Genomic DNA, 26,864 nt, shown 5'->3' on the forward strand with positions numbered 1-26,864 from the left:
GAATAGGCCGCCTATGCGGCGTAACCCGCTCCGTCGTTGCTCGAGGGGTAGTCGTTGCCGCCGTAATCCTCGTAGCCTTCAGAGTAATCGTACCCTGAATCGTAATCGGATCCGCCGCCTTGCGTTTGCGAACCGTAATTCGGTTCATAGTTGGGTTCGTAGTCCTCGCTGTACGCCTCGCTATAATAACCAGTGTTCCCCGAGCCAGTCGAGCCCAAGTGCGAACTCGAAGATCCCGTTGAGCCTGTTCCATTAGAGTAGCCGCCCGGTCCCGAGCCGGTAACACCCACGATACCGCTCGGATCACCGCCTTCCTCGATCGTCTTTATCATCTGCTTCGTAGCGGTGGGATCGTTTAGAACGTACGATTGACCGTCAACCAATTGATCCATAAAGACGGTCGGCACCATGGCCGAATACACCGTCAGGCCTCCTTTGTCTTTGAACTGCTGGGCCAAGGCGACGATATCGGTAACGGAAAGGTCTGTGGACACGCACTTCGCAGCGCTTTGGATAATGCCGGGAAGTTCGGTGACGGGCAGTTCGAGCACTTTGTTCACTATGGCCATGATCAGCGCACGCTGGTTGGAGGTACGTGTGAAGTCACCGTCAGCGTAAGCACGGCTTCGAGCGAACACCAATGCTTCTCTACCGTTTAGATGATGCATCCCCTCTTCGAGAATGACAGGCTCGGCGTTTGGATCCCATGAGCTGTTATCCGCATCGGGGTCATCTATGCGCTCCGTCACCTCAACGTCGACGCCGCCCACGGCATCGACCAAATCGATCAAGTTGTCGAAGTTCACCTCAGCATAATGCGAAATGTCCACATTGAGCAACTGACTAGCTTCCCTGATGGTAGCCGATACCCCTCCGTAATTGAAGGCGGCGTTGAACTTCGCACGCCCTACATCGTCGATCTCGATCATGGTATCGCGAGGAATGGAAAGAAGGGAAACCTGGTTCCTCGTGGGGTCAACGTACACGACGATGTTCGTATCGGAACGCGCGCCGTCCTCGTCGCTGCCCGCTCGCTCATCAGAGCCCACGAGCAGCATGTAAAACGGTTCGTCGAAGCTTTTCTTCGGAGCGAGAACGTCTTGGATGGCCTGCATCTCCTCCGACGTCTTGTTACCGGAAAGCTCGCTGTTGATGGAGTTGACGTACAGGGCGAACGCCGTGCCGCAGCCGACGACGGCTACGAGAACGGCGGCGAGCACGCCGATGGCGATTTTCTTGCCGCGCCCCATGCGCCTGCCCGCGTTGCGGGAGTACTGGGGGTTGTTGCGGGAGTACTGGCTTGCCGCCGTTTGCCGCGAGTACGCGGTGTTGGCGCTGCGTCCCTGGCTGCCGGGCGTGTAGGCCGACCGATACGCCGAAGGGCTCGCCTGCTGCCCGCCCCGGGAGAACTGCTCGGCCGTCCCCCGCGAGGCGATGCGCCCCGACTGGGCCGCTTTCGCCGAGCGAACGGCGCGCGCGGACTGAGGGGCGCGCGACGAGCGCGCGACCGGTCGGTTGGTGCGAGAGTTTCGTGACGCCATGTACTTCTCCTCAACAGCCACGGCCCCGCGGCGCTCCTGCGCGACGCGGGGCCGGCGGGCGCGCCGCCGCCGATTTTCCCGATGGCGTCGGCCGCGCAGGCGAAGCTCGCGTCAAACGAGCGCCGATCCGCGCCGCCGCGGTCCCACCCGGGCGACGTTCGCTCCATCGTCCGAGGTGGTATGCGCAAACCGCACAACATACCCGTATATTCTAACACCGATGGGCGATTCGCCATAAAAAGGGCATGGCGTAGGGACAAACCATTCACAGCCAAGCATTTCTCGGGAATTCGCCAAAACGTATTCTTGCGGTTACATCATAAGCCTCAAGAGCGGCTAGGCTTTTGCCCATGGTGAACAAAGTCGGACAGACGACGGACGTTTTGCACGCGAATCCAGGCGAGGGAAGCGAAGTTTCCAGCGTGTTGGGCCGCAACGTCACGCGTTTGCGCAAGCAAGCCAAGATCACCAAGCAGAAGTTCGCCCTCATGGTGAACGTGGGCCGGCCCTTCCTCAACCGCATCGAGAACGGCACCGCCGATCCGCGCCTTTCCGTCATCCTCCGGCTCGCCGCCGCATTGGACACCACGCCGCAAGAGCTGCTGACCGACCGCAGCGACAACCCTGCTAGAAACGACGTTTCACCGCGCCATGCGCGTCTCGGCTGATCGCCCTTCCTCCGGCGAAGCGGTTTTCGCGCGCCGCCTGAGCAAAAGGTAGGCCAGCCCGCTGCCGAGGCTGCCGCCTGCGGTGTCAACGAGCCAATCAATCGGATCGCACATACGTCCCGGCACGAACAGCTGGTGGAACTCGTCGCTCGCGCCATACAAACTGGCGCACGCGATACCCACGAGACAGGCGCGACGCAACGGCATATGGCAGCGCAACGCATTCGCCAAAAGCGCTCCGAACAGCGTGTACTCGCAGAAATGGGCGAAGGAGGATACCACGTCCGCATCGGGACCCAGCACGTGGGCTTGCAGGGATTTCAGCTCTTGGAACAGGTACGAAAGCGGCCCCAGATCGTGGTCGAGGCCGGTGTCGGTGTTCGACGACATGAAGAATATGAAGCAGGCCCACAGCACGACGAGCGCCCAGCTCGCAACAACGAAAGCCGTCGGTTTCCTTGACATGGCAGCATTCCCTTCTTGGCGGTTCTTCACAGCTGATCGATAAGGCTGCGCAGCTTGTGCACGAGGCCTTGGGGTATCGGCACGTTGTCCCGGGCCATAACCTGTACATCCTCGACGCATTTGACGGCCGTCTGCAGGGCGCGGCGAGCATCGTCCTGCGTCTTGGGGCGCAGCTCGCGGATGCGCGCCTTGAGCTGCGCGGGGGTGAGTTCGTCGCGTTGGTATTGGACGAACAGGTCGGACTGGCGTGGGGCGGGAAGTTCGGATATCTCCTTGAGCGTGAGCGGGTCGATAAGCCCTGTGGAAGCTTCCGTGCGCCAGTTCTCGTCGAGTTCGCCGGTGAGCTTCTCGGCCTGCTCGCGCGCTTCGCGCATACGCCGCTCGGCGGCTATGGCCCGTTTGACCGTGGCCGCGCTCACCGCTTGGCCGGTCTCTTCCGTGACGATGCGGGCGATGATGTCGTTCGTGCGCACGCCCTTGAGCGACGGGTCGGCGGCGCGCAAAGCCGGCACCTCTCGGCCGATGGCGGCGTAGCGCGCGCCCCGTTCCTCTTGCGACAGGCGACGGGCGACGAGGTTCGTCACGTTCAGCAGCACGGTGGCCTGGCTGTCGTTCAAGCCCTCCACCAGCGTCACCGGCAGCTCGCCGTAGGCCAGCGGGTCGCGCTCGGCCAGGCGCCGGTACGCCTCGAGGCGGCGGTGCCCGGCTATCATCTGGTACGATCCGTCGCCCAACTGCCGAACGAGGGGAAGCTGGCCCAAGCCGTCGGACGCTATGGAGGCGACGAGCTCGGCAAGTTCGTCTTCGTCCATGGAGTAGTCGTTGTCCGGATGCGGCTCGATCACGTCGAGAGGCAGCGACAACGTCGTGTACGACGAGCGCGTGGAAGCGTTTCGGCCCATGGCCGCCTACTCCATCAAGCCGACGAGGTCGCCCGGAGCGTCTATCAAAAGATCGGGCGCCGCCGCCCGCAAACGCTCGACGTCGTGGTACCCCCACGTCGCCGCCACGGCAAGCGTGCCGGCGTTGCGCGCTACCGCCACGTCGCCCGTCGAGTCTCCCACGTAGGCGGTGCGCTCGGGAACGGATCCGAGCTCCGCTATCGTGCGCAGCAGTCCGGCGGGGTCGGGTTTGCGCGGTATGTCGGCGCGCTCCCCGTGCGCGACGGAGAACAACCCGGGCAGATAGGCTCCGATGACGTCCTGCACGCCCGCATCGAACTTGTTCGACAGCACCGCCAGCTTCGCGCCGCGGCGCTTGAGCTCGGCCACGGTCTCGGGGATGCCGGGATAGGCTTTCGTCAGCTTGTGGCCGTACTGGGGATAGAGCTCCTTCCAGCGGTCCATAGCGCCCTCGACGGCTTCTTCGTCCGCGTCTGCGGGAACGGCTTGGTACATGAGGGCCTTAACGCCGTTGCCCACGAAGCTGAGTATCTCAGCGGTGGTCCGCTCGGGGAAGCCGCATTCGCGCAGCACCGCGTTGGTGAGAGCCACCAGGTCGGGCAGCGTGTTGAGCAGCGTGCCGTCGAGGTCGAACACGAAGGCGTCGATGCGCGACGAGGCGCCGGCATCGGTGCGCGTGGAAGGAGCGTTTGCGATTTCCATGGCGTTACCTCGGCTCATGATACGAAAAATCCAAGCCGCAGCTTGGATCGTGGTTTGTTATGGAGCGGGTGACGGGACTCGAACCCGCGAATACAAGCTTGGGAAGCTTGGGCCTTACCACTTGGCGACACCCGCACTATCACGAATTATAACCTTACATTCCCCCATCTTTGAAGAAGATCAGCGAATAATCCATCTATGGACCGAGGCGCAGGTTCCGAACCGGTCAAGATCGCGTTGGTGCGGCCCTCGGGGCGAGCCGCGCTTCAGTCCGACGCGTCCGAAGTCTCTAGGCCCCGCTCGAACGCGTCGACGTAGGCGTCGACGTAGCGTGCGGCGGCTTCGATGTCCTCCACCTCGAGCTCTTTCAGAGCAGCGTTCTCTAAGTTATGGAGTTCTGAGAAAACACCGTCGCAAAAACGCAGGCCATCCTCGGTTAGAGAGACCACTTTCGCCCGTCCGTCCGCAGGCGAACCGGATTCTCCAACATACCCTTTTTTCTTCAGGTTCGAAAGGATCGATCCCACCGTTTGCTTGGGAAGCCACAGCGCCTCGCTGATAAGGCGCTGGCCGCACGGTTCCTTCGCATAGCGGATAACCATCAGCACGAGCAGCGAGTTGAAGTTGAGCCCGTGCCGTTTCGCGAACCGCTCGTAATGCGCAAGGCTCTTCAGAAGCACCTGGTTCAATCTCAAAGTCGGCAGGAAGTAGCTGTCGGGCAGGCCCTCGCTGTACATCGATTGGACGCTGGTGAGGAAATCGTCGCGGAAGGCCTCCGCATTCTCTCCTCCGGCGTTGCCTTTCGTCGACATGGCTCTCCTTCCTTTCAAGGCCGGGAGGAAAGCCCGGCCAATTGCTGCTGCCATTATCCCCGTTCGCAGGGTTCGTTGCATCAAGGTCGTTCGAACTACAAAGAATTGACTGATTTCGGTTTATTTCTATGGACTTCTGGCTTTTACTTTGTTAGGCTCATATAGTCCGAATTCAGTCTATTAGAAAGGGATGCTATGTCAGATCTTGTGCATATGAGTCCTGCGACGCTCTCGAAGGGGCGTTTGTGGGCACAGCGCCCATCGACGATGTCGTGAACAGCATGGAGGCTCTAGCCCCTCCCCGATGGCTCGTGGGTGCAGCAGCGCTTTGAGAATATGAGCATTCACGGCTCCCAGCCACGCTGATGGGGTCGTTTACCGCTCGTTTCGCGAACCAGACGCAAAACGACCCCGGACAAGCCGGGGTCGCGGTTCTTTCGTCTGCGTTTGGAGGCGCCGAAGCTACTTCTTGGCAGCGCCGATGCGGCAGATGGTGGTGCCGCAGTCGGGGCACTTGCCCTTCGTGATGGGCTTGCCGTTCTTCGTCGTGCTCTCGACGGGATCCTGCATAATCTTCTTGGCCTTGCACTTGACGCAATACGCTTCGATAGCCATGGCTTCCAAACACCTTTCTTGTCTTTGTTGAAACGGGCAGCAAGCCCGCGTTAGATCACGCGAGATTCGTGGAGAATCTTACGAGAAACATACGGCCGACATTATACGGCACCGCACAAGGCGCGCGCCGGTGATGCCGGCGCGCTATTAGATATTCTTTAACAACTCCATAACGAATTCAGCGTTGTTATTCAAAGTTTCTTCATCTATGTTCTCGAGAACGTCGTCACCCTGTGCGAAGAAAGCCGGCTTCGCTCCGTCCATGCCCGCAAGGTGCATGGCCTGGAACCCTTGCTTGATGGCTATCGAAGCCGCGCTGTCGTCCCACAAAATGGAAGCGGTGTCGATGGACAGGCCGGTGGCTTGCGACGCCTTCTTCGTGTAGCGCTTCATGCGCGACGAGGCCTTCGACTTGCGGTACATGCCCTCGCGGTCGATCATGCTGAGATCGCCGGCTCCGAGCGCATCGATATCGATGATGATGGAACCCCGCAGGTCTTGGTTGTGCTCGGCCAGGAAAGCGCGCATGCCTCCGTGCTGGGCAAGTTCCGAGCCGAGCGCGACGAACCACACCTCGGTGTTGATGTCGGGGTTGCGGAACTGATAGATGTCCTTGAGCTCGGGCGGCGTGCCGTCGTCTTGGCTATACGCCGGGATATCGTTTTCGAGCGGATCTTCGGGCATCGGATCGCTCGCGCGGCCCATGCGCAGCCGCGAGAAGCCGCCGCCGTTCCAGCGGTGACCCTCGTCGGAGCGGAACGCGTCATCGTCGTACTCTTCCACATCGTCGAGCGAGAAGTCGTCTTCGACGAAATCGACCGACGAAGCGGAGGCGACCCCTGCGAACGTATCCTCGGGACTCGCGGCGGCGAACGGCGCCAGATACGCGTCGTTCTCATCCTCTTCGAGGATATCGCCCCCGTCGATCGGCTCTTCGTAGTAGTCCTCTTGGTCGCCCTGGTCCTCGCGGAAGCTCTCCCAACCGCCGCGCGCCGCACCTGCGGTGCGGGCATCGAAGGACTCGTCGACCTCGAGCCACTCCTGAGGCGTGGGCTCTTCTTCCTCCTCCTTGCGCTTGCGGAAACGCAGCTTGTCGAAGAAGCGATGCGCTCGCGATTTGGGCATGTCCACATAACCGGTGCCGGCGAAGGCGCCGGTTTCGGTGTACTCGCCCTCGTACGCGGAGTCGTCGGCGTCGTCGACGTAGATGTCGTCGGGGTCCACGTTTTCGAGCAGCTCGTCGCCCACGGGAGCGAAAGCGCCTGTGGCGCCGGCGGGAACGAACGCGCCCGCCGCGCTGACGGCGCCGTCGTCCTGACGGGCGATAGCACCCGACAACGAAGGAAGCGCGGCGCGCAGGTCGGCGCGCTGCGGCACCGGGGCGGCAGGAGCGGAAACGTCCTCGGTCGGAGCGCCTGCAGAGGAAGGCTGCGCGGGATCGATGGACGGCAGCATGGTGAGCAGGCTCTTGGCCGCGCTCTTGCCGGACGTCTCCGCTTCGGCGAGCGGCGCGCGCTGCTTCGGCAACTCGGTGATGGGGGCCAGGTTGGCCGCGGACACGCCGATGTCGGGAAGCACGATGGGACGGCGGTGCGGTGCGGGGGCGCCTTCCCTCCCCGCTGCGGGAGCTTGGCTCGCAGGGAGGGGCTGCTCCCCTTCTTGCGCGGGAAGTTGCTCGATGCGACCGCTGTCGCCGATGACGGCCGCCGTCACGTCTACGCGGTTCGAGGTTCGATTCACCTCTCCACGCTCCTCGAGCTTCTCGGCCTGCGCTTTGGCGGGATCGAGGAACGAGGGCATAGGCACGTCGCCCATCGGCGGAACGTCACCAAGGCGCAGTTCGCTCACGTCGATCGGAGGCATGGCGCAGGTCGCGCCGGCATCGGAAGGTGCTTCACCGGGCGCCTCGAAGCGGATTTCGGGCATCGTCGCAGGTTGAGGCGAAGGAGCCGCGTCGGATGACGTCTCGGTGGGCATCGGAGCCTCGGCCTGGGGCTCGTTCGCAACGGCGCTGTCACGGGGCGCCTGCGGAGCCTTGACCTCCATGATGCCGTCCCTCACGGACTGCAGACGAGCTTCCATTTCGGACAAAGGCGCGTCAGTCTGCTCTTCGGGTGCGCTTTCGGTTTCGGCGAGCGCGGCGTCCAACGCATCCGCGTAGCGCGACCGGTGCACCTGCTTGTTGTCGACAGGCTTCTTGGCTTTTTCCTGAGCCTTTTTGAACCAGTCCGGAACGCCGTCGGACGGGGCGGGCGCAGGAGCCGCAGGAGCAAAAGACGTCGGAGCGCCCGCTGCGGCAGCGGCCGTGTCCACGGCGTTTTTGGCAGCGGCTTCGGCGTTCGCGAGGGCAGCCTGCACCGTCTCGGGAGGGATGACGGTGAACGCTTCGCGCGTTTCGTCGCGCTGCGTCTGGAAATCGGCGTCGGTCGGCACCGCCAAAGGAGGCTCCTTCACCTGCACCAGGTTCTCGGCAAGGTCGGACGGAGAGCGCCCGCTCACCGGTTTTCCGGTGAGCGCCGCCACGGCCGCTTTCGCGGCCGCGAGGCGCGCCGCCTCGCTCTGCGGAGCCGGCTCGGGAGGCTTGACGTTGGATGCGGCATAGACTATCTCGGCGCCTTCGGGCACAAGGCCCGCCGCGCGGGCGGCCTCCTCGCCATGGACGACGGCCCCGTCGCCACGCTCCGCAAGGGCGGCGTCGCTCACGCGGCCGCGACCCACGCGGCGAGCCACGTCGAGCAATACCGCAACGCCCGACGCGTTGCAGTTGGCAGCCTCGTTGTACGCGGCGAGCTTATGGAAAAGAGCCGCCAATACCGGCAACGCCACGAGCAGGAGGGCGATGACCATGATCACGTTGAGAACGATATCGGTTACACCCTCGGCATGGAGGAACAGCGTCAACCGCAAAACGAGCAGGATGGGAACGAGAACCATGGCCCCCAGGTTGATCCAACGCAGCACGGGAAGCGCAGACACGAAGGGCGATTTCAGCTCCGAGCGCACCTTCCCGCTGTCGTAGCGTGCCACGAGAACGATCTTCCGGCGACGCGAGCCGCCTGTTTCGGCGGTGTAACCGGGCTCGTACTTCGCCACGATGTTCTGGCTGACGCCGCGAGCAAACGCTTTGGAGAGGATGGGACGGTCGAACACCTCGGCGGCCAACAACAGCAAAGCGATCAGGGACACGACGAGGGCCGGAATGACCATAACCGACAGGAACAGCGCCAACACGGCCACGATCAAAGTGACCCCGCAGCAAATGGCGCGCGGCGCGTCGGCGCTGCCCGCACCGGTAAAGTCCTCGATAACCGCCGACAAGCCGGCTTCTTTCTGCATCTGCTCGGTGATGTAGAGCGCGGCCTGCTGCTCTTCTTCCGTCCCGGCCGGACGTGGCCCGATTTGTTGCGATAAATATGCAACGTGGTCTAGTATTTCCGGCATACCCTTTGCCTTTCGCTCACGATCTTGTGACATCCTACTAGGCATATATTCCGTCAGTATACGCTATTTGCTAGTCGTTCCCAAATAATCACGAAGAAACGCATCCGCTGATCCAGCTTGTGAACGAGCCGTTGAATACGTCTCGAAAATCGGGGCGGTAGCCTGGTCGTATGCATCGAGAACCGGCTGCGCGGGGTCGGTCGGGAGGGTTGCGGCAATGGTTGCGGCTTCGGCGTCGGCGCGGTTGTAGGCGTCGTTTTGGGCGACGGCCTCCTCTTTGTTCTTCGCCAGGAACGCGTCGTCGGAAGCCAGGGCGTAGCCCATGGCCTCCAAACGCTTGGCAACGTAGTCGATCAGCGCCGCCACGTCGGCGTCGGGATTCTCGTAAGCAAGTTCCTCCAAACCGTTCTGGGCTGCCGTGAACGCCTCGATAGCTGCTTCGGTTTTCTCCTTCGAAGCCGTCACATGCTCGTCGGTGGTGTCCACGACGAGGGCGGCCGCATCGCGAGCGAGCGCATCGGCCTTGATAACCCCTTGCCACGTCTCGCGCGCGGCGCGGGCTGCGATGTCTGCCTGCTTCGCCTGTTCGACGATCTGCCGGCCGCTGTCGAGCAGCGCGGTGCGGGCTGCCACCGCCGCCACCGTTTGGTTCGCGGCCTCCTTCTCTTCCGATTCGCGCAGTTCGATCGACAGGCGCCGTGCGATGGCGTCGGCTTCTTCCAGCTGCTCGAATGCGGAGGGCAGATCGCCGAGCACACCGTCGGCGGCGGCGATGGAGGCGGGATCCAACGGCTTCGACACCAAGCCGTCGAGCGCCACCACCGTTTCGTCGGCCCCCCTGATAAGGTCGAGGGCGCCGTCGAGCTGCGACACCTGGCTCATGTGCCGTTGATGATCCTGGTACAGGTACCATCCTCCCGCTCCGGCCAGAGAAAGGCCGACGAGCACCACCAATACGGCCGCCAGCACGCGATGCCGACGGCGGCGAGCCTTACGGCGGGCGATCTCGTCCTCGGAGGACAGCGCCTTTTTCGAGGAAGACGCCCGGCCGAGGGCGGAAGCCGGCAGAGACGGCGACCCGTCGCCACGCGACGACGGCGGCACCGTCGCCGCGCTCGATTGGGGCGACCCTACGTCGACCTTCCCCACCGGCGCGGGCGCGGGAGCGTCCTCAGCCGAAGCGAACTCTCCGTTGGACAGCAGCAGACCCCGCTCTTTCGTAGGGGTCGCGATGCTCTTCTTCCTGCGCAGCGGCAAGGTGAACAGGGATATGTGGCCGAACCGGGAAGGACGGACGGCGGTGTCCTTGCCGCTGTCTCCGTCGAGCTCGTTTTTGGCCGCGTCGAGCACGCTGAGCGATATCTCGTTGGACGTGCCCACCGTATGCCGTTTGATATGCGCGGCGCGACCGAGTTTGTCGTTTTGCTTACCCATGCATCAGCCCCGGAAACGAGCCGACCTTCACGTCCGCGGCGCGCCGTCGGACGCGGCCGAGGCGGCAAGGTCGGCCGCGATCTCCTCGCACGTGCACACCTTGATGGTACGGCTGGGCAGCGAGTTCAAAAACGCCTTGCCGTACCCCTTGGTCACGAGGCGCTTGTCTGCGAGAATGAGCACGCCGGTGTCGTCGGCTTTGCGAATGAGGCGCCCTGCGGCCTGCTTCGTTTCCAACACCGCTTGCGGCAGCACGTAACGACGCCATGCCTGGTCGTCCCGCGCCGCCCGCTCGCACGAGAGAGGGTCCGTGGGCTTGGCGAACGGAAGCTTCGGAATGACCACGCCCTTGAGCGTGGCCCCGGGCGCGTCGAAGCCTTCCCAGAAGCTCTTCAGGGCGAACAGGGACAGATGCTCGTCCGCGAGGAAGTCGTCGCGCAAGCCTTTGACGGACACGCCCCATTTTTGGCAGACCAAGCGCAAATCGTCGGATTTGATGGCGGGTTGCACCACGTCGAAGCAGCGCTCCATCTCCCTGCGGTTCGTGAACAGCGTCAGCATCGACCCCTGTTGCGCGCGATGGACGTCCACCAGCAGGCTCTGCAGCCGGTCCAGATACGCGGGATCGTTCGGCTCGGGCATGTCCGAAGCCACGTACACCGTCATATGGGCGTCGAAATCGTAACTCGAATCCAACTGGCAGGGACGGCAGCGCGACAACTCGCCCGCGTTCAGACCGAGCGCCGATTCGAAGGCGTCGAACGTTCCGTCCACGGCCAAGGTCGCACTCGCGAACACCACGGAATGGGTGCGCGCGTACAACGTCTCGTTCATGGCGTCGCCCACATTGACCAGCAGGGCCTCCAGCTTGTCGGTTGCCTTGTCGTTCTTGCGGCAGAGCGACGCCGCGTAGGCGTAGTTGTCGGGCGCTTGGTCGAGAATGGTTTCTACTGCTCTGAGCTGGTCTTTCAATTCCATGGCTATCGAGGCTATCTCGCGCTGCACATCGGCCGCGCCGTCCACGTCCTCCAGATAGCCCACGAGTTCTTGGCAAGCGGTGACCAGCTTCTCGGCGGCGTCGGCCATGGCGCGCCCGAGCGAGGCGATCAACGCGAACGTCTCGCTGCGCCGAATGTCGGCGTTGAGCCACAGCTCCACGTAGTCGTACTGCTTACCGCGTTTGTTCCCGTCGAAGAACAACAGGTCCTTGAGATGCGCGGTGAACTCGCGCGCGGCGTCGGCGTAAGCCTTGCCGGCAGCGCGCCCCTTGCCGGTGAGCGCGTAGAACAGCACCGCACCTTCACCTTTTTCCGGCGCGACCACCCGGCGTTCCGCGCGCACGAACACGTTGCGCGACGCCTCTTCGGCAGACACCTTTGCGACCAGGCGCAGGATATCCTCCGCGGAGAGCGAGAGCGAAAAGGCGCGACGCGCTTCGGCTTCGGCTCCATGGGCCTCGTCGACCACCCAATAGCGGATGGGAGGCAGCAAGCCCCCGTCGGCGGCTAGATCGCAGAACAGAAGGCTGTGGTTCGTCACCACGATATCTGCGGACTCGGCTCGGCGGCGGGCGCCGTGCACGAAGCATGACGGGCCGAAGTAGGGGCATTTCCGACGCAGGCAGTCGTGGCTCGTGGTCGTGATGGCGAACCGCGGCAACACGCGATAATCGATTTTGAGGCCGTCGATGTCGTCGTATTCGGTTTGCTCGATGTAGGACAGCAACGCGGCGAGTGCCGGCGCTTGCGTCTGCTCCTTCCCGGCCACAAGCCGCATGCCGGGTCCCTCGGATGCCAGCCGGTCTATCTTGCGAAGGCACGGATAGTGCGAGAAGCCTTTAAGCGCGGCGTACGTGAGCTCGCTCGGCCCTTGCTCGCCGGCGTTCGTGGTGCCGTCCGGCGAAGGGCACGACTTCGACAAAGCCTTGCCAAGTGCGGGAAGCTCATGGTATATCAGCTGGTCAAGTAAGGCGTTCGTCTTCGTCGCTATACCTACGGATATATTGTTCATGCGCGCCGTCAAGGCGGCGGGAACCAGGTACGCCATGGATTTTCCAACCCCGGTGCCGGCTTCCACCATCAAGTTGTCGGAAGCGGCGAAGGCGCCCCTTACGGCTTCGGCCATGGCGAGCTGTTCGACGCGCGGTTCGAAATCGTCGTATAAGCTCCCCACTAGCCCGTTCGCGGCGAAGGCGGAGGCGATGTCTTCAGACGTGGGGAACGACAGGTCGCGCAAAGGATCCGCGGCGATGGCGTCGGCGTCGGTCTTCGGCTTGCGATCGAATTTCCCAACCCGTTCTCGACGTAGCGAACGCAAGGAGAACCGTTCGGTCTTGCCGCCGCAAAATCCGAGGTCAAGCTGCTCACCGTGTGTTATCTCGCTGTCCTTCTTTTCACCGATCGTGTTTTCGCCGCTGGTTTCTATGTCGCTCGTTTTGACGTTGCCGGCATCTTCGCCGCTTGTTTTGTCGCCGCCGGTCTCTTCGCCGCTGCTCGTTTTTTCGTCGTTCGTTTTTTCATTGCTGCAATATCGAGCATCCTGCGCAAGCACCGATGTTTCGACCGCTTCGCCCCGCTCTGTTTCGAGGCTTTCGGCGGCGAAGTAATCGAACACCACTTGGGTAGGCCATTGTTCCGGCGTGGCCATGCGCGCTATCTCGCGGACAAGAGGCCGCGGCATCGAGGCTACGGCGGCTAACAGGATGCGGAAGATGGCGCAGGTCGCTTCAACATCGGCATCGGCGCGATGTGTGGAAAGCGGCGCGCCGAAAGCTTTCACCAGATCGAGCAAACGATGGGATTTAAAGCGCGGAAGCGCTATGCGGGCTAGGTCGAGCGAGTCGATCCACGTGTTCTCGAGCAGCGGATACCCGCTAGGGTGCCGCGTGGTGAACGTTCGGTCGAACTCGGCGTTATGGGCGATTATCTTCGCGTCTCCAACGAAAGCCACCAGATCGGCAAGAGCATCGGAGGGTTGGGGTGCATCGGCCACGTCTTCGTCGTGAATGTCGGTGAGGTGGGCTACCTCTTCGGGAATGGGTTTTCCCGGGTTCACGAACGTGATGAACCATTCGACTATCTCGCCCCGCTCCATACGAGCTGCGGCTATCTGCGTCAGCTCGTCGTGGTTGAACGAGAAGCCCGTCGTCTCGGTGTCCAGTACGACGATGTTGCGATCAAGATCGCCGTAATCGCTCGAAGCGGCGATTTCCGGAAGAGAGGCGTACCGCCTTTGGACGGCCTCAGGTGTGCCGTCGCTTATGAAACCATGCAGGATACCGTGCGCCTGCTCGCTGTGCTTTTCCATAACGATCAGCCTACCATCTCTCTACTATTCGCACAAACGAAACATCCTCGCCGGATATCAATCTCCATCTCCAACTCCGCCCCACGCCCACTCCCTGCCTTTTGTCCGCTCCCCTTTGTTCAGCAATATTCCGCTCTTCGCCAATGCCCTTGTCTATTTTCTCTCTCCCCAATTCCCACTACATTTTCTATTTCAGCTCACGATGTTTCACGTGAAACATCGTGAGCTGAAATAAAGTCTTGGGTCATCAACTTGTTTCTTCACTTACTTCACTTTCTTATCCCGTTTTACGCAGTTCTCGCATCGTGTACTCGTTCAAATGACTTCCCTGCTGTTTTCTACTGCGTCCCCTCACTTTTATGCGTATTTACCACAAACAGCACATATGTTCTTGTTTATTGAGTACTACCATGTAGCTTACCCAAATCAACAAGCTCTCCGAATCGTTCATGGTACACTTCTTTTCGCATTGAAGATATTCGAGGGGATGAAGATGGAAACCACGTACACCGGGTTCTATGCACGATTCAACACGCTATCAAAAAAAGACGCGGCAGTGCTTCTCGGCGCTGACAATCTCGTCGGAGACGTTTTTGACATCGAGTTCGTCACCGATGACACCCGTTCTATCGCATGGATGAAGAACCGTTTTGGGAAACTCGTTGGATTTTTCGATCCGGAAACTACAAGGCGCTTGCGCGTTCTGCATGCGCGCGATTGGAACCTGAAAGCAATCCTGTCTTTCGTTGCCTATACCGACAATCCCGAACCGGGAGAATACTGGGGCGAGGCAGCGCTGCTTTGCTATGCGCCCGAGCATGAGCAGATTTTCACCACTTTCCTTCAAAACACGTCGGCGCGCCTCACCGACGGCGTGCGACCGGAAGTCGACCTTGGTGAACAGGCTATCAAACAGATACTCGATAGCAACGGAACGTGGGCGCCTACCAAAACCGTGCCATTGCCTGCCAAGAAAAACGGTACGGTCATCATGAAAAGCCATCGCAAAGCGTCGGAGAAGCTGATAGAACAAGGACGAAAAGGGAACAAGGGTTGTTACGTTGTCAGCTGGCTATTCATATTGGCTGTTGTAGCGCTCGGCATATTCGGACTGAAATCCTGCGGCGTGTTCTAATTTCTACTGGTGGCTTTTGCCTTTGGTGACCTTCGCCGGTAAATTCTTTCAGATAAATCTGCGAATGTTTCACGTGAAACATTCGCTGCCTATCGCCTTAAAGACTGCTTGCTCAGCAAGCGTCTCACAAAATCAGTCAACGACACTGCATCTCTATATCGCCCATTGTTTCACGTGAAACAATGGGCGATATCTTATTTATTTCTTTTCCAATGCATAACCGATCAGCATAGTGCACAATTGCGCAAAAGATATTCCTGCAGCGCGCGCCGCGTCGGGGAGCAGGGAAGTTCCCGTCATGCCAGGAATGGTGTTCGTTTCCAGGATCCAACAAGTTCCATCGTTATCCAAGATGAAATCCGAACGGGATACGCCTGAGCAGCCAAGCGCTAAATGAGCCTTCACCGCCAACTCTTGAACACGTTGCGTCGTTTCATCGGATAAGCGAGCGGGACATATATGCTGAGAAGCGCCCGGAGTGTACTTCGACTCATAATCGTAGAATTCGTTGACCGGAACGATCTCGATTATAGGAAGAGCGCGTGGATCTTCATTCCCTATCACCGCAACCGTCAGCTCTTTGCCTTCGACATACTTCTCGACAAGGATTTCGTCATCGAAGTCCCAAACCTTTTCAATAGCTTCCTGGATCTCGTCTTTTCCTTCTACGATAAAGACCCCCAGCGCGCTGCCTTCCGTTGCAGGTTTGACCACGCAATGATCTCCAAGATCATCCACAAGGCTGTCTATGTCTACCTGATTGTCAGCATACAGGGTGATAGAAGGAGGGACCGGTATATCGGACATCTGGTAAAAAACCTTCGATTTGGCTTTATCGATAGCCAGAGAGCTCGACCACACTCCAGAACCTATATAAGGCAAACCTATCATCTCGAGCAATCCCTGCAGCGTGCCGTCTTCCCCGTACTTACCATGTAAGCAGATAAATGCGACGTCAAAATCGCCATCGATAAGGGTTTTCAAATCGGTTTTGACTGACGGATCAAGAACGGTGACGTTATAGCCCGCTTCTTCCAAGGCCTGTCGCGCTCCATCGCCAGAAGCGAGAGACACTTCACGCTCGCCGCTCGCGCCGCCGACAAGCAGGGCAACATGGCAATGTCGTGGATCAACGCATTCAACCATGAAACAAACCTTCTTTCATCAACATGAAGCCTATAGCTTGATGCAGTATAGCAAATACCCCCTTCTGCCACGGTTTTCTCTTGCCATGGTAAGCAATGTTTCACGTGAAACACTTCAAACAACAACCATAAGATATAATGCGAGTATGACAAAACCAATTAAATCATTCACGATTGATGAGCTACAGGATCTTATGAAAGACCTGAAGCAGCCTGCTTTTCGGAAAAAGCAATTAATCGAATGGCTGTATCTCCACCATGTCGATAACTATGATGATATGACTAATATTCCTTCTTCTCTACGGGATTCGTTAGCACGTGAGCATCCTCTGCACGTTCCAACTATCGCTGATATGCAAACTTCTATCGACGGCACGAAAAAATTCGTACTCTCGTTTTACGATGGAGCATGCGTGGAGACAGTTGCCATACCATCAAACGACGGAAGGTTGACCGTTTGCTGCTCCACCCAAGCCGGTTGCCCGATGGGATGCGCTTTTTGCGCTACAGGAAAAGAAGGCTTCACTCGAAATCTCTCTGCTGGAGAAATCGTCGATCAAATTTTCATCGTTCAAGACCATATGGAAAAACGCGTATCAAATATCGTAGTGATGGGTCAAGGAGAGCCTTTCCTTAACTACGATCACACCCTTTCGGCGTTACGTACGCTCAACGATGAAAAGCTTTTGAACATTGGAGCTCGCCATATCACGATTTCCACGTGCGGCATTATTCCCGGCATCGATCGCCTTGGCAATGAACCGGAACAATTCACCTTGGCCGTGTCTCTTCACGCTGCGCTTCAGCATACTCGCGACACTATCATGCCAGGCGTATCGAAATACCCGCTTATTAATCTGAAAGCAGCTCTTTTAAAATATGTCGAGCATACGAATCGCCGGATTACCTTGGAATACGCCATGATTCAAGGAGTTAACGATAGCGCTGCTGATCTGGAAGCTTTAGTCGATTTCTGTACCGAGTTGCTCTGTCACGTAAATCTCATCCCTCTGAACGAGATCGAAGGATCAGAATTTCAGCCCAGTTCTTCGAAGACGATGGAATATTGGCATATGATGCTGAACAAGCATAGGATTGAAACCACCGTAAGAAACTCCCGAGGAAGCGACATCGCGGGAGCATGCGGACAGCTGAAGAACGCTTTGAAAACACGTTGATAAAGCACGATCGGAGTGTTTCACGTGAAACACTCCGATCGTTCTCGTCAAAAAAAGATCCTCTAAGAGGCTCTTTTTTTATTGATGTTTCACGTGAAACATTAAGAAGTGGATGCGATCAACTCTTCAAAGAGCTTTTCAAGCTCGTCTTCATCTTTGAACTCAATCTCTATCTTGTTCTTCCCTTGAACGGTTTTAACTCTAACATTAGTGTGCAGAACGTCTCTGAGAGCTTTTGCTACCGTTTTAAACGATTTCGGCGTCGGTTGGCGTTGCTGTGAAGCTTCGGAGCTCTTCTTTCCAGCAAGCAAGCGAGCTATTGCTTCCGTCTCCCTTACAGAAAGCTTCTCATCTACCAGCTTTTGAGTGAGCTTCAGTCTTCCTTCTTTCGAGGGAATAGACAGAATGGCACGCGCGTGACCGGCCGTGATCTTCTCCTCGAACAGCAACTGCTGAGCTTCTTCCGGCAATTCAAGAAGCCTCAAAGCGTTGGCGACCGTCGACCGCCCTTTCGACATGGCCTGTGCTACCTCGGATTGAGTAAGGTTTCGACGCTCCATCATGCGTCGATACCCATATGCTTCCTCGATGGGATTCAGATCCGACCGCTGCACGTTTTCAACCAATGCCAGCTCGAGCGCCTTATCGTCGTCGGCTTCCTTGATGCGGATGGGAACCGTCTTCATTCCAATCGACTTGCAGGCTTGCCAACGCCGTTCGCCTGCGATTATCTGATATTTGTTAGAACCGACCGATCTTACGAGAATAGGTTGAAGAAGGCCGTCTTTTTGAATAGAGGACGCAAGTTCCTCAATTTCCTCTTGTTTGAAGTTGGTTCGAGGCTGATCGGGGTTGGGGGACACCGAATCAAGGGGAACCTCGTCGGTTTTCCGTTCCACCACGCTTTTAATAGTCACATGATCCTCGTCTTTAATGAACTCCTCACGAGGAACATCATCGTGTTTTGTCGGTGTTTCCGTATTTCGAGCTGGAACCGTCGGAGGTACCGCTCGTTTCACAGGCGCAGGAGCCTCTTCGGCGTCGACGGTTACACGAGGAGCCGGTTTGGCGGGCTCGGGCGGAACCGCTTCTTCATAGGAGCCGCCTAACAACGAATTCAGACCGCGTCCCAATCCGCTTTTCGTTGATTTAGCCACGGTTAATCACTTCCTTTGCAAGATCAATATAGGATTGAGCACCTTTTCCGGTTGGATCATACTGCGTGATCGGTTGACCGAAGCTAGGTGCCTCGGAAAGCTTCACCGTTCGGGGAATGAGCGTTTCGAAAACGGTTTTACCAAAATAGCTGCGAACCTCTTCTACAACCTGTTTGGAAAGGGTCGTTCTTCCGTCGTACATCGTCAACAGCACCCCAAAAATATCCAAAGACGGATTGAGGCGCGTTTTGACACGTTTCATCGAATCAAGGAGTTTTGTCACACCTTCCAATGCATAGAACTCGCATTGAATAGGAATAAGCAGCTTGTCTGCAGCAACCAGTGCGTTCACGGTCAGCAATCCCAGCGAAGGCGGGCAGTCGATGAAAACGTAGTCGTATTTTCCCCTCAACGAACCTACCGAGTCGCGCAAACGGTTTTCACGCGCCATCTCCGACACAAGCTCTACTTCAGCGCCGGCGAGGTTGATAGTTGCGGGGATAACGTCCAATCCTTCGCACACATCGGGGATGATAACGTTCTCAACTGGTACATCGTTCAGAAGAACGTCGTAAATGCAGTGATCCACACGACTTTTCTCAATACCGAGACCGCTTGACGAATTCCCCTGGGGATCAAGGTCTACAAGAAGAACCTGCTTTCCCATTTCACCTAAAGCCGCCGACAAGTTGATCGCGGTCGTTGATTTTCCAACGCCGCCCTTCTGGTTGATAATGGCCATGACCTTCGTCTGACCGATAACATGCTTAACAGGAGCTTTGTCTTTGAAGGATTTGATAGGTTTGAGAGGAATTTCCTTTTCCTCTTCATGAACCACTTCACGCTCGATGACTTCCACATCTTCGATAACGATGCTGTCCTCGTAGCTCGAGTCTTCGATCGTGCTGGGTTCTTCGGTTTGCTTGGTGACAGTCTCGGCTGTTTTTCTATCTCGTTTCAGACTATCGAACAGTCCCACAAAGGGCCCCCTTTCAAGAGCAGTATAGCCAGTATACCTTGTTTGTGTTTCACGTGAAACACTTTACCCGTGTATTGTGTTTCACTACCTTGCAGGAATTCCTTTTTCACACTCGGAATCAGATTTCTGCAAGCTTTGCGCAAGTTTTTGGAAAACGTTGTGCAAGAATCCAACGGTTGATCCGTTAGAACCATGCAAGGTTTTAGAGAACTCTGCGAAGTATGGCATACGGTTCACATGCAAGGTTGAGGAGTTATCCTTTATCTCGGTTTTCGCTTGGATCAAAGGAGGCTTACATGAATCGTGCGGAGCGATCGAGATTGGCAGAGCATGCCCGTTTTATGAGAAGGAATATGACAGCAGCTGAAAAGAAGCTCTGGTACCAATTTCTCTGCGACTATCCTATTCGTTTTTCCAGTCAAATCATTGTCGGTCCTTACATCGTCGACTTTCTGTCTCGAAAAATCAAGTTGAGCATCGAACTTGACGGTTCTCAACATTACGAAGAAAGTCAAAGAAAATACGACGAGGTACGCACAACGTATTTGGAAATGGAAGGCATCAAAGAGCTCAGATTTCCAAACTCGTACATTTGGGATAATTTCGAAGGTGTTTGCGAATGCATACATCAAGAAGTGCAAAAGAGAAGAAACGATCTATGGACCATACCTTTGTAGTTAGTTAAAAACAAACGGTGATGTTTCACGTGAAACATCACCGTTTGAACCCCGCGTTGCGAATCCGGTGCTTCACGTGAAACATCTATAAAGGCTTTTTTTGAGCCAATCCCACACGCCTTGGCAGCTTCATTTTTGGTTTCCCGATTTTTTCAAAGCAGATGATTCTTCTTAAGGTTTCGCCATCGCTCAGGGTTAACGCCCTATCGGAAAAAAGGCTTAGACCCAATTTATCCTGAAGAGAAAGCGCATGATCCCATTCATCATCCTGTACATTCGCTTTATAACAAATCAAAAGGCCGTTTTTCGAAAGAAGCGGACTGGCAAGTTCCATCAGCACCGACAGTCTCGACAAAGCACGAGCGGTTAACGCCGTGAACGATTGAGGATGCTCGTTCGCGAGATCTTCTATTCGACCACTGTAAGTCGAAATCGAATCATTTAAACCCATATCGGAAAGAATAGACTCCACGATGGCCATTTTCTTTCGAACCGAATCCACAAGCATCGTTTTCCTACCGGACTCGATTGCAAGCGGCACTCCAGGGAAACCGCCACCCGTCCCCAAGTCGCCATACAAACCTTTTGGAGCTTGCTGAAGTTCTTGCAATCCCGCTAAGGAGTCTTCAATATGAAGTTTGCGCGCCTCTTCAAGCGAAGAGATACGCGTTAAATTCGTCGTTTCATTCGCTTCAAGAATTTTTAACAAATAATGGTCGATAAGGGCTTCGTGTTGCATTGGCAATCCTTCATGATAATAAATTCGCAGCAATAGAAACACAGTGAAATTCTTACCACATCTTACCTTAGATCGTGTATACGAAAAGCAATTGTTTCACGTGAAACAATTGCTTTTCGTATACTGGGGAAGGTGCTGTAGTTGGATGTTTCACGTGAAACATCCAACAAAAAGAAAAAGGCCTTCGATTTGAAGGCCTTTTTCTTTTTGTTGTTTAACTAGCGGGGAAGGATAACAACGTGGCGGGCGCTTCCTTCTCCTTCGGAAGCTGTTTCCACGCGATCATCGTCTCTCAAAGTGATATGAATGATGCGGCGTTCGTACGGCGTCATGGGACGCAATTTCACGCTTCTGTTCTGGCTAGCCGCCCTATTGGCAGAAGAACGAGCGATCGATTCGAGCTTTTGACGCTGACGACCTTTGTAGCCCTCGATATCGACCACAACCGGATAGCGATAGCCAATCGTGCGAACCGTGATAGCGGATACGAGGAACTGCAGTGCGTCGAGCGTTTTTCCATGGCGTCCGATAAGCACAGCGAGATCTTCGCCGGTGATATCGAGGATCAGTTCGCCTTCGTCTCCTTCGTACTCGTCGATCGTCACTTCGCCGACGTTGAAGTATTTGAGGATGTCCTGCAAGGCGGCGATGGCCGTGTCGGCAATACGGTCGAGCTCCTCATCTGTCAACTCGACGGGCTCTTCAACGGTTTCCTCGGTATCCTGCTTTTCTTCGATAACTTCATCAGCCATGGCAGACTCCTTTGATATGCAACCCACGTGAGCCCTATCGAATCGAGCTCATTGTTTCACGTGAAACATGTAACCAAAGTTTAGCGCTTCTTCGTCGGGCGCGGCTTCTTCACCTTGCGCGTGACGTCGACTTCGATCGGCTTCACTTCGATGGTCTCGGCAGCCTCAGCGTCCCGCTTTTTCATGATGCGCATGGAAATCTGCTGCTGGCCGAGGCCAATGAGCGACGACGCGCCCCAGAACAGCAGAACGCCGGCAGGCGAGCCCCAGCTGATCCACAGCATGAACAGGCTCATCACACCGGACATGATCATGGTTTGCTTGCGCTGGGCGTTGTCCTTGTTATTCATCTGCTGAAGAACCATGGGAAGGAACGTGGCGCCTGCGAAAATAACCATAAGGATCAAATAAGGAACAAATGTTCCAAAACCCTGGGCGAACGCTTCGGACGGACGCTCGACCAAACTCGGAACCAGGTTGTAGAACTCGTAGGTCGACCCTTCGGTACGGGCCCCCATCTCGGAAAGAACCTGGAACAAGGCCATGAAGATCGGCATTTGGAGAAGCATGGGCAAGCAGCCGGCCAAGGGGTTGAACTTCGCCTCGGCGTACAGCTTCTGCATCTCTTCCTGCTGGCGCTGAGGGTCGTCGGCGTACTTGGTCTGGATCTCCTTCATCAGAGGCTGAACCTTCTGCATCTGGAAGGACGACTTCGTTTGCTTGTGCATGAGCGGCGAGATCAGCACGCGGAAGATAACCGTGACGATGATGATTGAAAGGCCCCAGTCTCCGCAAAAATTGTAGAAGAACTGAATGATCTGGAAAATCAGATCCTTAAATGCGTCCCACATGTAGCTTTTTCCTTCCTATATACCTAGGAAGCCAACCGAATCGCCTGTTCAAGGGACAGGATCGTATCCGTGTGGACCTCCTGGACGGCATCTTAAAATCCGTTTCACCGTCAACTTCAAGCCTTTCCAGAACCCATAGCGCTTGAACGCGATGATCCCGTACTCGGAACAAGTTGGCGTGAAACGGCAGCACGAGGGAAAAAGCGGAGAGATAGCCGCGCGGTAGAACGTGATCAAAAACACCGCAATAGTGCTTGGCAGGCGTTTTATGAAATCGGAGATCGTCCCCATCGCAAGAACCTCATCGCACCCCGGCTCGCTTCAACGTATCGTCACATGCTGCTAGCACTTTACTATAAGACGAGCTCACGATGTTCGACTTTGCGAGGAAAATCACATCGTAGCCCTTCCAAGGCCCGTGAAGTTCATGGCACACGGCCCGCATACGCCGCTTGGCGCTGTTTCTCCACACCGCGTTGCCTAGTTTCTTCCCAGCAATAAAAGCAGCACGACCTGCTTGGTCGTGCTGCTTTTCGTTGCGTACCACAATAAACGTGAGGTAAGGCGTGTGCAAACGCTTGCCACGCGTAAACAGGGAAGATATCTCCGCGTTGGATTTTATGGTCTCCAACCCAGAACCCCTGGCTACACGCAGAGGCGCTTGCGTCCCTTGGCGCGACGAGCAGACAGAACGGCACGGCCGCCCTTCGTCGACATGCGGGCACGGAAGCCGTGGCACTTGGCGCGCTTGCGCGTGTTAGGTTGATACGTGCGCTTCATGGTCATTTCCCTTTCAATACTTTCAAGAGCAACCTCCAAAGTATATATCATGTTGCCGTGCCGTCAAGCGTTTTCACGCGTGCCCAGGAACGTTCTCCTTAAAAAAGCCGGGAAGACCGTTCGCGAAGAAAATCGCGAACGAGTCGTATGGATCGGGACTCCTTCGGTTTTCCACCAAAAGAAGGAACACTCGTTCACTTTGTTCGTTCGCTCTTTGCATCAATCGTGAAAAAACACGTGCTGCAGCGCATATTGATTGGGTTATTCTAAAAAACCAACGCGCTCCGTAGGAAAAAGACGGCTGGAATTGTGGAAAATGGGGAAAACTGAGATTTCATTCGAAAAGCATTGTGGAAATCTCCATCGAAGATCGTTTGTCAAGGGTGCGTTTAAAAGAAGTTTACAAAGCCCCTATCAGCCATTTTAATTTCCACTTTTAATAAACAGCTATCTGAACAGGACTTTTAAATCAATCGGCAACAAAAAATATTTCGATGCGTTTCACTTCGTAATGTTTCGTACACCGAATTGACATCGCCTCGGATTGCTGACAAACGCTATCTGGGAAAACCGTTTCCTTATAAAAGTCAATGAAAATTTCAACAACGCCCTTGTTTTTCAACGTTTCCCACCGACTTTCATTCAGCTTGATTTTCACTTTTCCACTTTTTCTGAATAAAATGTTGAAAACTTTGAAAAAGCCTCGTCTGTATAGGTTTCAAATTCAGGAATGAATGAATACCAATAAATTCAACTCGTGAATTCCGCAGGTGAATAGATTCAAGTGATAAAAAACGCTACAATGCCATTGAATGTCTTTGAAAAATGTTGAATATCGAATCTGAAAAACGGAACACCATTGAACGACCAGATTGAACATTCAAATCGTGACAACGAATCTGCAGGTGGCAATGCAGGTTCGTTCGATTACACCTTCGTGCAGACGGTTGCGCGCATCGCGCAATACGACGATCTGCGCAGCGCCCCTCGCATCACGGAGATACAACCTGCTCCTACGGCGGAATTCATCGAACAGCTCGCCTCCAAGATCTATGAGCAGGCGAAAATGGCCGGCGGAACGATACCGTACACGGTTATTCGAGAAGTGTCGGAGAATTTCATCCATGCGCGGTTCGCCGAAATCATCGTTTCCATCCTCGACGAGGGAAACACGATCCGATTCGCAGACCAAGGTCCCGGCATCGTTCAAAAAGACAAAGCGCAGCTCCCAGGCTTCACTTCGGCCGTCGAGCCGATGAAGCATTACATCCGCGGCGTCGGATCCGGGCTCCCCATCGTGAAGGAGTATCTGGACTTTTCCCACGGGACCATATCCATCGAGGACAACCTGGGCACGGGCGCCGTCGTCACCATCAGCCTGAAAAACGATGAACAGGCTTTCCCGTTCCCGCAGAACCAAGCTCGCGAACCCTATCCCCCCATGGGCGGCAGAGGCGGCGGGCAGAGAACCCAACCGGGAGCCCTCGTTCCCCCTCTTTCGCAGCGAGAACGCGATTTCCTGCCCATTTTCCTCAGCGAGGGCGCTTTGGGGGTCACCGACCTCTCGCGTCTTACCGGCGTGCCGCAGTCGAGCACGTACGTGACCCTCTCGAAGCTGGAGGAAGCGGGTTTGATAGAGAAAACCGTCGGGCAGAAGCGTATTCTGACTGATCTAGGATACAACGTAGCGAATTCGCTATAATCGCCATCAAGAAACATGTACCGTCCGAAGAGGGAAATCCGCCCGCATGAGCGGCGCTAGGGAGCCTATCGGCCCTTACCGACAACGGAAAACCTCAAGCACTGTAAGGAAGACCTCGGCACGAGGGGAACACCATGGAAAGCGAAAAGCTCGAGCAGGTATGGCGCACCGTGTGCGACCAGGTGAAAAGCTACAACAACATAGATCCTTCCCAGATCAACGCCTTCTTCTCGCGCCTGCAGCCCCAAGCTATGAGCGAAGACTTCCTCATGCTCACGGCCGACAACGACTTTATAAAAACGTGGATCGAGCGCCACTACGTCGATTTCATCAAGCAAGCGCTCATGGATCTGTACCATACGGCGTACACCGTGGTCATCGAAGTCGACATAACCGCGGAATCCTCCACCGGCGGCCAACCCCGTGCCGAAACACGCGCGGAGACGCCGGTGCAGAACCCTCCTTTCGAGGGTCGTCCTCCGTTCGGACACCCTTCGCCAGGAGCTCCTTCGAGCGGAGACATGCGAAACAGCACCGACGCGATCGGAGGACGCGACGAGCGCTCGGCGGGCGAAGAACCCTACCGCCGCCGTGAATTCGCCGAACCCGATAGCGGGCGGGACGACCTCCCCGCGCCCTTCAACGCGTACGACGATGACGGCGGCGAAGGCCCCGACGGTCCCACCTCCACGCTCACCTTTGAAAACTTCGTCATCGGAGACTCGAATCGCATGGCCTACTCCATGGCCGTGGCCGTGGCCGAGATGCCGGGAAAGGCCCACTTGAACCCCTTGTTCATCTACGGGAAATCCGGCCTCGGAAAAACGCACCTGATGAGGGCGATTCAAAACTACGTGCACGAGACCATGCCCAGCCTTTCCGCCATCTACGTGGATTCGGCTGAACTGCTCTCCGACTACATGGAAGCGAGCGCGGCGCACGACAAGGAGAAGTCCAGCTACAAGAACTTCAAAACGCGCTACGAAGAAGCCGACGTGCTGCTCATCGACGACGTGCAATACCTGCAGGGCAAGAAGCAGACGCTCGACATCGTGTTCCAGATATTCAACAAGCTCACGGGACAAGGTCGCCAAGTCGTGCTCTCGGCCGACCGCGCGCCGAAGAACATCGACATCGACGAGCGCTACAAGAGCCGTTTCAACTCGGGCGGCACGTTCGATATCCAGCCCCCTGAGATCGAGACGAAGCTGGGCATCGTGAAGAGCTTTGTGGAAGAGTACAAGGACAACGAGGGCAAGGCCGACTTCGCCATACCCGACGACATACAGATGTACATCGCGGAAAGCTCCAGCTCGAACATCCGCGAGTTGAAGAGCGCCGTGACGAAGGTGATCTACCAGATGACGTTCTTCAACCAGCCCGACCTGAGCCTGGACGACGTGCGCAGCCTGCTGGAGAACCACTTCTCGGGCGGCCCGTCGAAGCGGTTGACCATCGCCGACATCCAGAAGGAAGTGGAGACGTTCTACAAGGTGAGCCACGCCGATTTGGTGGGGAAGAAGCGCACGCGCAACATCATCTACGCGCGGCAGATCGCCATCTACCTTTCGCGTCAGATGCTCGACCTGCCGTTCAACGACATCGGCAAGAAGTTCAACCGCGACCACTCCACCGTCATGTACTCGGTGACGAACGTGGAGGAGAAGATGAAGGAAAGCCGCGAGCTGCGCGAGGAGCTGGAAGCGCTGAAGCAGCTCATTCGCGAGATATAAACCCTTCGCTCAGTGTGGAAACAAGGGCGGATCCGGTGCAGTGAATCAATGGCGCGCATGGAAAACGCCTGATGCAGCGCGTGCAGGGAGAGTGTTTCACGTGAAACACTCCCGATCGATTGCGAATCTTCGTCCTTCCTATGCCCGGTA

24 protein-coding genes and 1 tRNA gene are annotated in these 26,864 nt (G+C 56.7%); 6 read left to right on the forward strand and 19 right to left on the reverse strand.

The window, feature by feature from the left end:
- Positions 1-11 precede the first annotated feature (11 nt).
- Complete coding sequence (locus HCH03_RS01005; RefSeq protein WP_246599432.1) at positions 12-1,541, reverse strand: LCP family protein; 1,530 nt, start codon at positions 1,539-1,541, stop codon at positions 12-14.
- A gap of 350 nt (positions 1,542-1,891) precedes the next feature.
- Here HCH03_RS01005 and HCH03_RS01010 point away from each other — a divergent pair, with 350 nt between their 5' ends.
- Entirely contained in the window at positions 1,892-2,209 is a 318-nt protein-coding gene (locus HCH03_RS01010) for a helix-turn-helix domain-containing protein (RefSeq protein WP_221898845.1), read from the forward strand.
- Here HCH03_RS01010 and HCH03_RS01015 read toward each other — a convergent pair.
- The 9 genes from HCH03_RS01015 to HCH03_RS01055 all read right to left on the reverse strand — a co-directional run bounded on the left by HCH03_RS01015 (position 2,183) and on the right by HCH03_RS01055 (position 13,886).
- Complete coding sequence (locus HCH03_RS01015) at positions 2,183-2,674, reverse strand: VanZ family protein (protein WP_221688001.1); 492 nt, start codon at positions 2,672-2,674, stop codon at positions 2,183-2,185. The genes HCH03_RS01010 and HCH03_RS01015 overlap by 27 nt on opposite strands.
- Before the next feature lie 26 nt (positions 2,675-2,700).
- Positions 2,701-3,576: a ParB/RepB/Spo0J family partition protein gene (locus tag HCH03_RS01020; protein ID WP_221688002.1), complete on the reverse strand. Its 876-nt coding sequence runs from the start codon at positions 3,574-3,576 to the stop codon at positions 2,701-2,703.
- A gap of 6 nt (positions 3,577-3,582) precedes the next feature.
- Positions 3,583-4,278 carry an HAD family hydrolase gene (locus tag HCH03_RS01025; RefSeq protein WP_221688003.1) on the reverse strand — a complete coding sequence of 232 codons (696 nt, stop codon included), beginning with the start codon at positions 4,276-4,278 and terminating at the stop codon, positions 3,583-3,585.
- A gap of 60 nt (positions 4,279-4,338) precedes the next feature.
- Positions 4,339-4,413 (reverse strand) — tRNA-Gly (locus tag HCH03_RS01030).
- Positions 4,414-4,544: 131 nt separating this feature from the next.
- The gene (locus tag HCH03_RS01035; RefSeq protein WP_221688004.1) at positions 4,545-5,090 is read right to left on the reverse strand and encodes a MarR family winged helix-turn-helix transcriptional regulator; all 546 of its coding nucleotides are present in this window, start codon (positions 5,088-5,090) and stop codon (positions 4,545-4,547) included.
- Positions 5,091-5,552: 462 nt separating this feature from the next.
- A complete protein-coding gene (locus tag HCH03_RS01040) occupies positions 5,553-5,705 on the reverse strand; it encodes a DUF5679 domain-containing protein (protein ID WP_166521699.1) in 153 nt (50 codons plus the stop codon).
- A 147-nt stretch (positions 5,706-5,852) separates the two neighbouring features.
- A complete protein-coding gene (locus HCH03_RS01045; RefSeq protein WP_246599433.1) occupies positions 5,853-9,146 on the reverse strand; it encodes an aminopeptidase in 3,294 nt (1,097 codons plus the stop codon).
- A 63-nt stretch (positions 9,147-9,209) separates the two neighbouring features.
- On the reverse strand, positions 9,210-10,580 hold the full coding sequence (locus HCH03_RS01050; RefSeq protein ID WP_221688005.1) for a hypothetical protein: 1,371 nt from the start codon (positions 10,578-10,580) through the stop codon (positions 9,210-9,212).
- A gap of 27 nt (positions 10,581-10,607) precedes the next feature.
- Positions 10,608-13,886, reverse strand: a complete 3,279-nt coding sequence (locus tag HCH03_RS01055; protein ID WP_246599435.1) for a helicase C-terminal domain-containing protein — start codon at positions 13,884-13,886, stop codon at positions 10,608-10,610.
- Positions 13,887-14,379: 493 nt separating this feature from the next.
- On the opposite strand from HCH03_RS01055, the gene HCH03_RS01065 reads away from it, so the two are divergent.
- A complete protein-coding gene (locus HCH03_RS01065; protein WP_246599437.1) occupies positions 14,380-15,021 on the forward strand; it encodes a hypothetical protein in 642 nt (213 codons plus the stop codon).
- Between the two features lie 198 nt (positions 15,022-15,219).
- On the opposite strand, the gene HCH03_RS01070 is transcribed toward HCH03_RS01065, so the two are convergent.
- Positions 15,220-16,167 carry a D-alanine--D-alanine ligase family protein gene (locus HCH03_RS01070; RefSeq protein WP_221688007.1) on the reverse strand — a complete coding sequence of 316 codons (948 nt, stop codon included), beginning with the start codon at positions 16,165-16,167 and terminating at the stop codon, positions 15,220-15,222.
- 145 nt (positions 16,168-16,312) lie between these two features.
- Here HCH03_RS01070 and rlmN point away from each other — a divergent pair, with 145 nt between their 5' ends.
- Entirely contained in the window at positions 16,313-17,344 is a 1,032-nt protein-coding gene (gene rlmN, locus HCH03_RS01075) for a 23S rRNA (adenine(2503)-C(2))-methyltransferase RlmN (RefSeq protein WP_221688420.1), read from the forward strand.
- 101 nt (positions 17,345-17,445) lie between these two features.
- On the opposite strand, the gene HCH03_RS01080 is transcribed toward rlmN, so the two are convergent.
- Entirely contained in the window at positions 17,446-18,501 is a 1,056-nt protein-coding gene (locus tag HCH03_RS01080; RefSeq protein ID WP_221688008.1) for a ParB/RepB/Spo0J family partition protein, read from the reverse strand.
- Positions 18,494-19,480, reverse strand: coding sequence for a ParA family protein (locus tag HCH03_RS01085; protein WP_438821530.1), 987 nt, complete (start codon positions 19,478-19,480; stop codon positions 18,494-18,496). Before HCH03_RS01085 ends, HCH03_RS01080 begins: the two co-directional genes overlap by 8 nt.
- A 296-nt stretch (positions 19,481-19,776) precedes the next feature.
- On the opposite strand from HCH03_RS01085, the gene HCH03_RS01090 reads away from it, so the two are divergent.
- Entirely contained in the window at positions 19,777-20,157 is a 381-nt protein-coding gene (locus HCH03_RS01090) for an endonuclease domain-containing protein (protein WP_221688009.1), read from the forward strand.
- A gap of 85 nt (positions 20,158-20,242) precedes the next feature.
- Here the strand turns inward: HCH03_RS01090 and rsmG are convergent, their stop codons facing one another.
- From rsmG to rpmH, 6 genes are all read right to left on the reverse strand, one after another.
- Positions 20,243-20,896, reverse strand: coding sequence for a 16S rRNA (guanine(527)-N(7))-methyltransferase RsmG (gene rsmG, locus HCH03_RS01095; RefSeq protein ID WP_221688010.1), 654 nt, complete (start codon positions 20,894-20,896; stop codon positions 20,243-20,245).
- 218 nt (positions 20,897-21,114) lie between these two features.
- A complete protein-coding gene (locus tag HCH03_RS01100) occupies positions 21,115-21,648 on the reverse strand; it encodes a protein jag (RefSeq protein WP_221688011.1) in 534 nt (177 codons plus the stop codon).
- A gap of 80 nt (positions 21,649-21,728) precedes the next feature.
- Positions 21,729-22,499, reverse strand: coding sequence for a YidC/Oxa1 family membrane protein insertase (locus HCH03_RS01105; protein ID WP_221688012.1), 771 nt, complete (start codon positions 22,497-22,499; stop codon positions 21,729-21,731).
- A gap of 48 nt (positions 22,500-22,547) precedes the next feature.
- On the reverse strand, positions 22,548-22,790 hold the full coding sequence (gene yidD, locus HCH03_RS01110) for a membrane protein insertion efficiency factor YidD (protein WP_185903996.1): 243 nt from the start codon (positions 22,788-22,790) through the stop codon (positions 22,548-22,550).
- A 10-nt stretch (positions 22,791-22,800) separates the two neighbouring features.
- A complete protein-coding gene (gene rnpA / locus HCH03_RS01115) occupies positions 22,801-23,130 on the reverse strand; it encodes a ribonuclease P protein component (protein ID WP_080144155.1) in 330 nt (109 codons plus the stop codon).
- A gap of 14 nt (positions 23,131-23,144) precedes the next feature.
- On the reverse strand, positions 23,145-23,279 hold the full coding sequence (gene rpmH, locus HCH03_RS01120) for a 50S ribosomal protein L34 (protein ID WP_041239173.1): 135 nt from the start codon (positions 23,277-23,279) through the stop codon (positions 23,145-23,147).
- Between the two features lie 859 nt (positions 23,280-24,138).
- On the opposite strand from rpmH, the gene HCH03_RS01125 reads away from it, so the two are divergent.
- A complete protein-coding gene (locus tag HCH03_RS01125) occupies positions 24,139-24,981 on the forward strand; it encodes an ATP-binding protein (protein WP_185903997.1) in 843 nt (280 codons plus the stop codon).
- A gap of 134 nt (positions 24,982-25,115) precedes the next feature.
- Positions 25,116-26,714, forward strand: a complete 1,599-nt coding sequence (gene dnaA / locus HCH03_RS01130) for a chromosomal replication initiator protein DnaA (RefSeq protein ID WP_221688013.1) — start codon at positions 25,116-25,118, stop codon at positions 26,712-26,714.
- The last annotated feature ends 150 nt before the right edge of the window (positions 26,715-26,864 follow it).

This window comes from Gordonibacter massiliensis (ex Traore et al. 2017) (assembly GCF_019731765.1).
Classification (GTDB): Bacteria; Actinomycetota; Coriobacteriia; order Coriobacteriales; family Eggerthellaceae; genus Gordonibacter; species Gordonibacter massiliensis.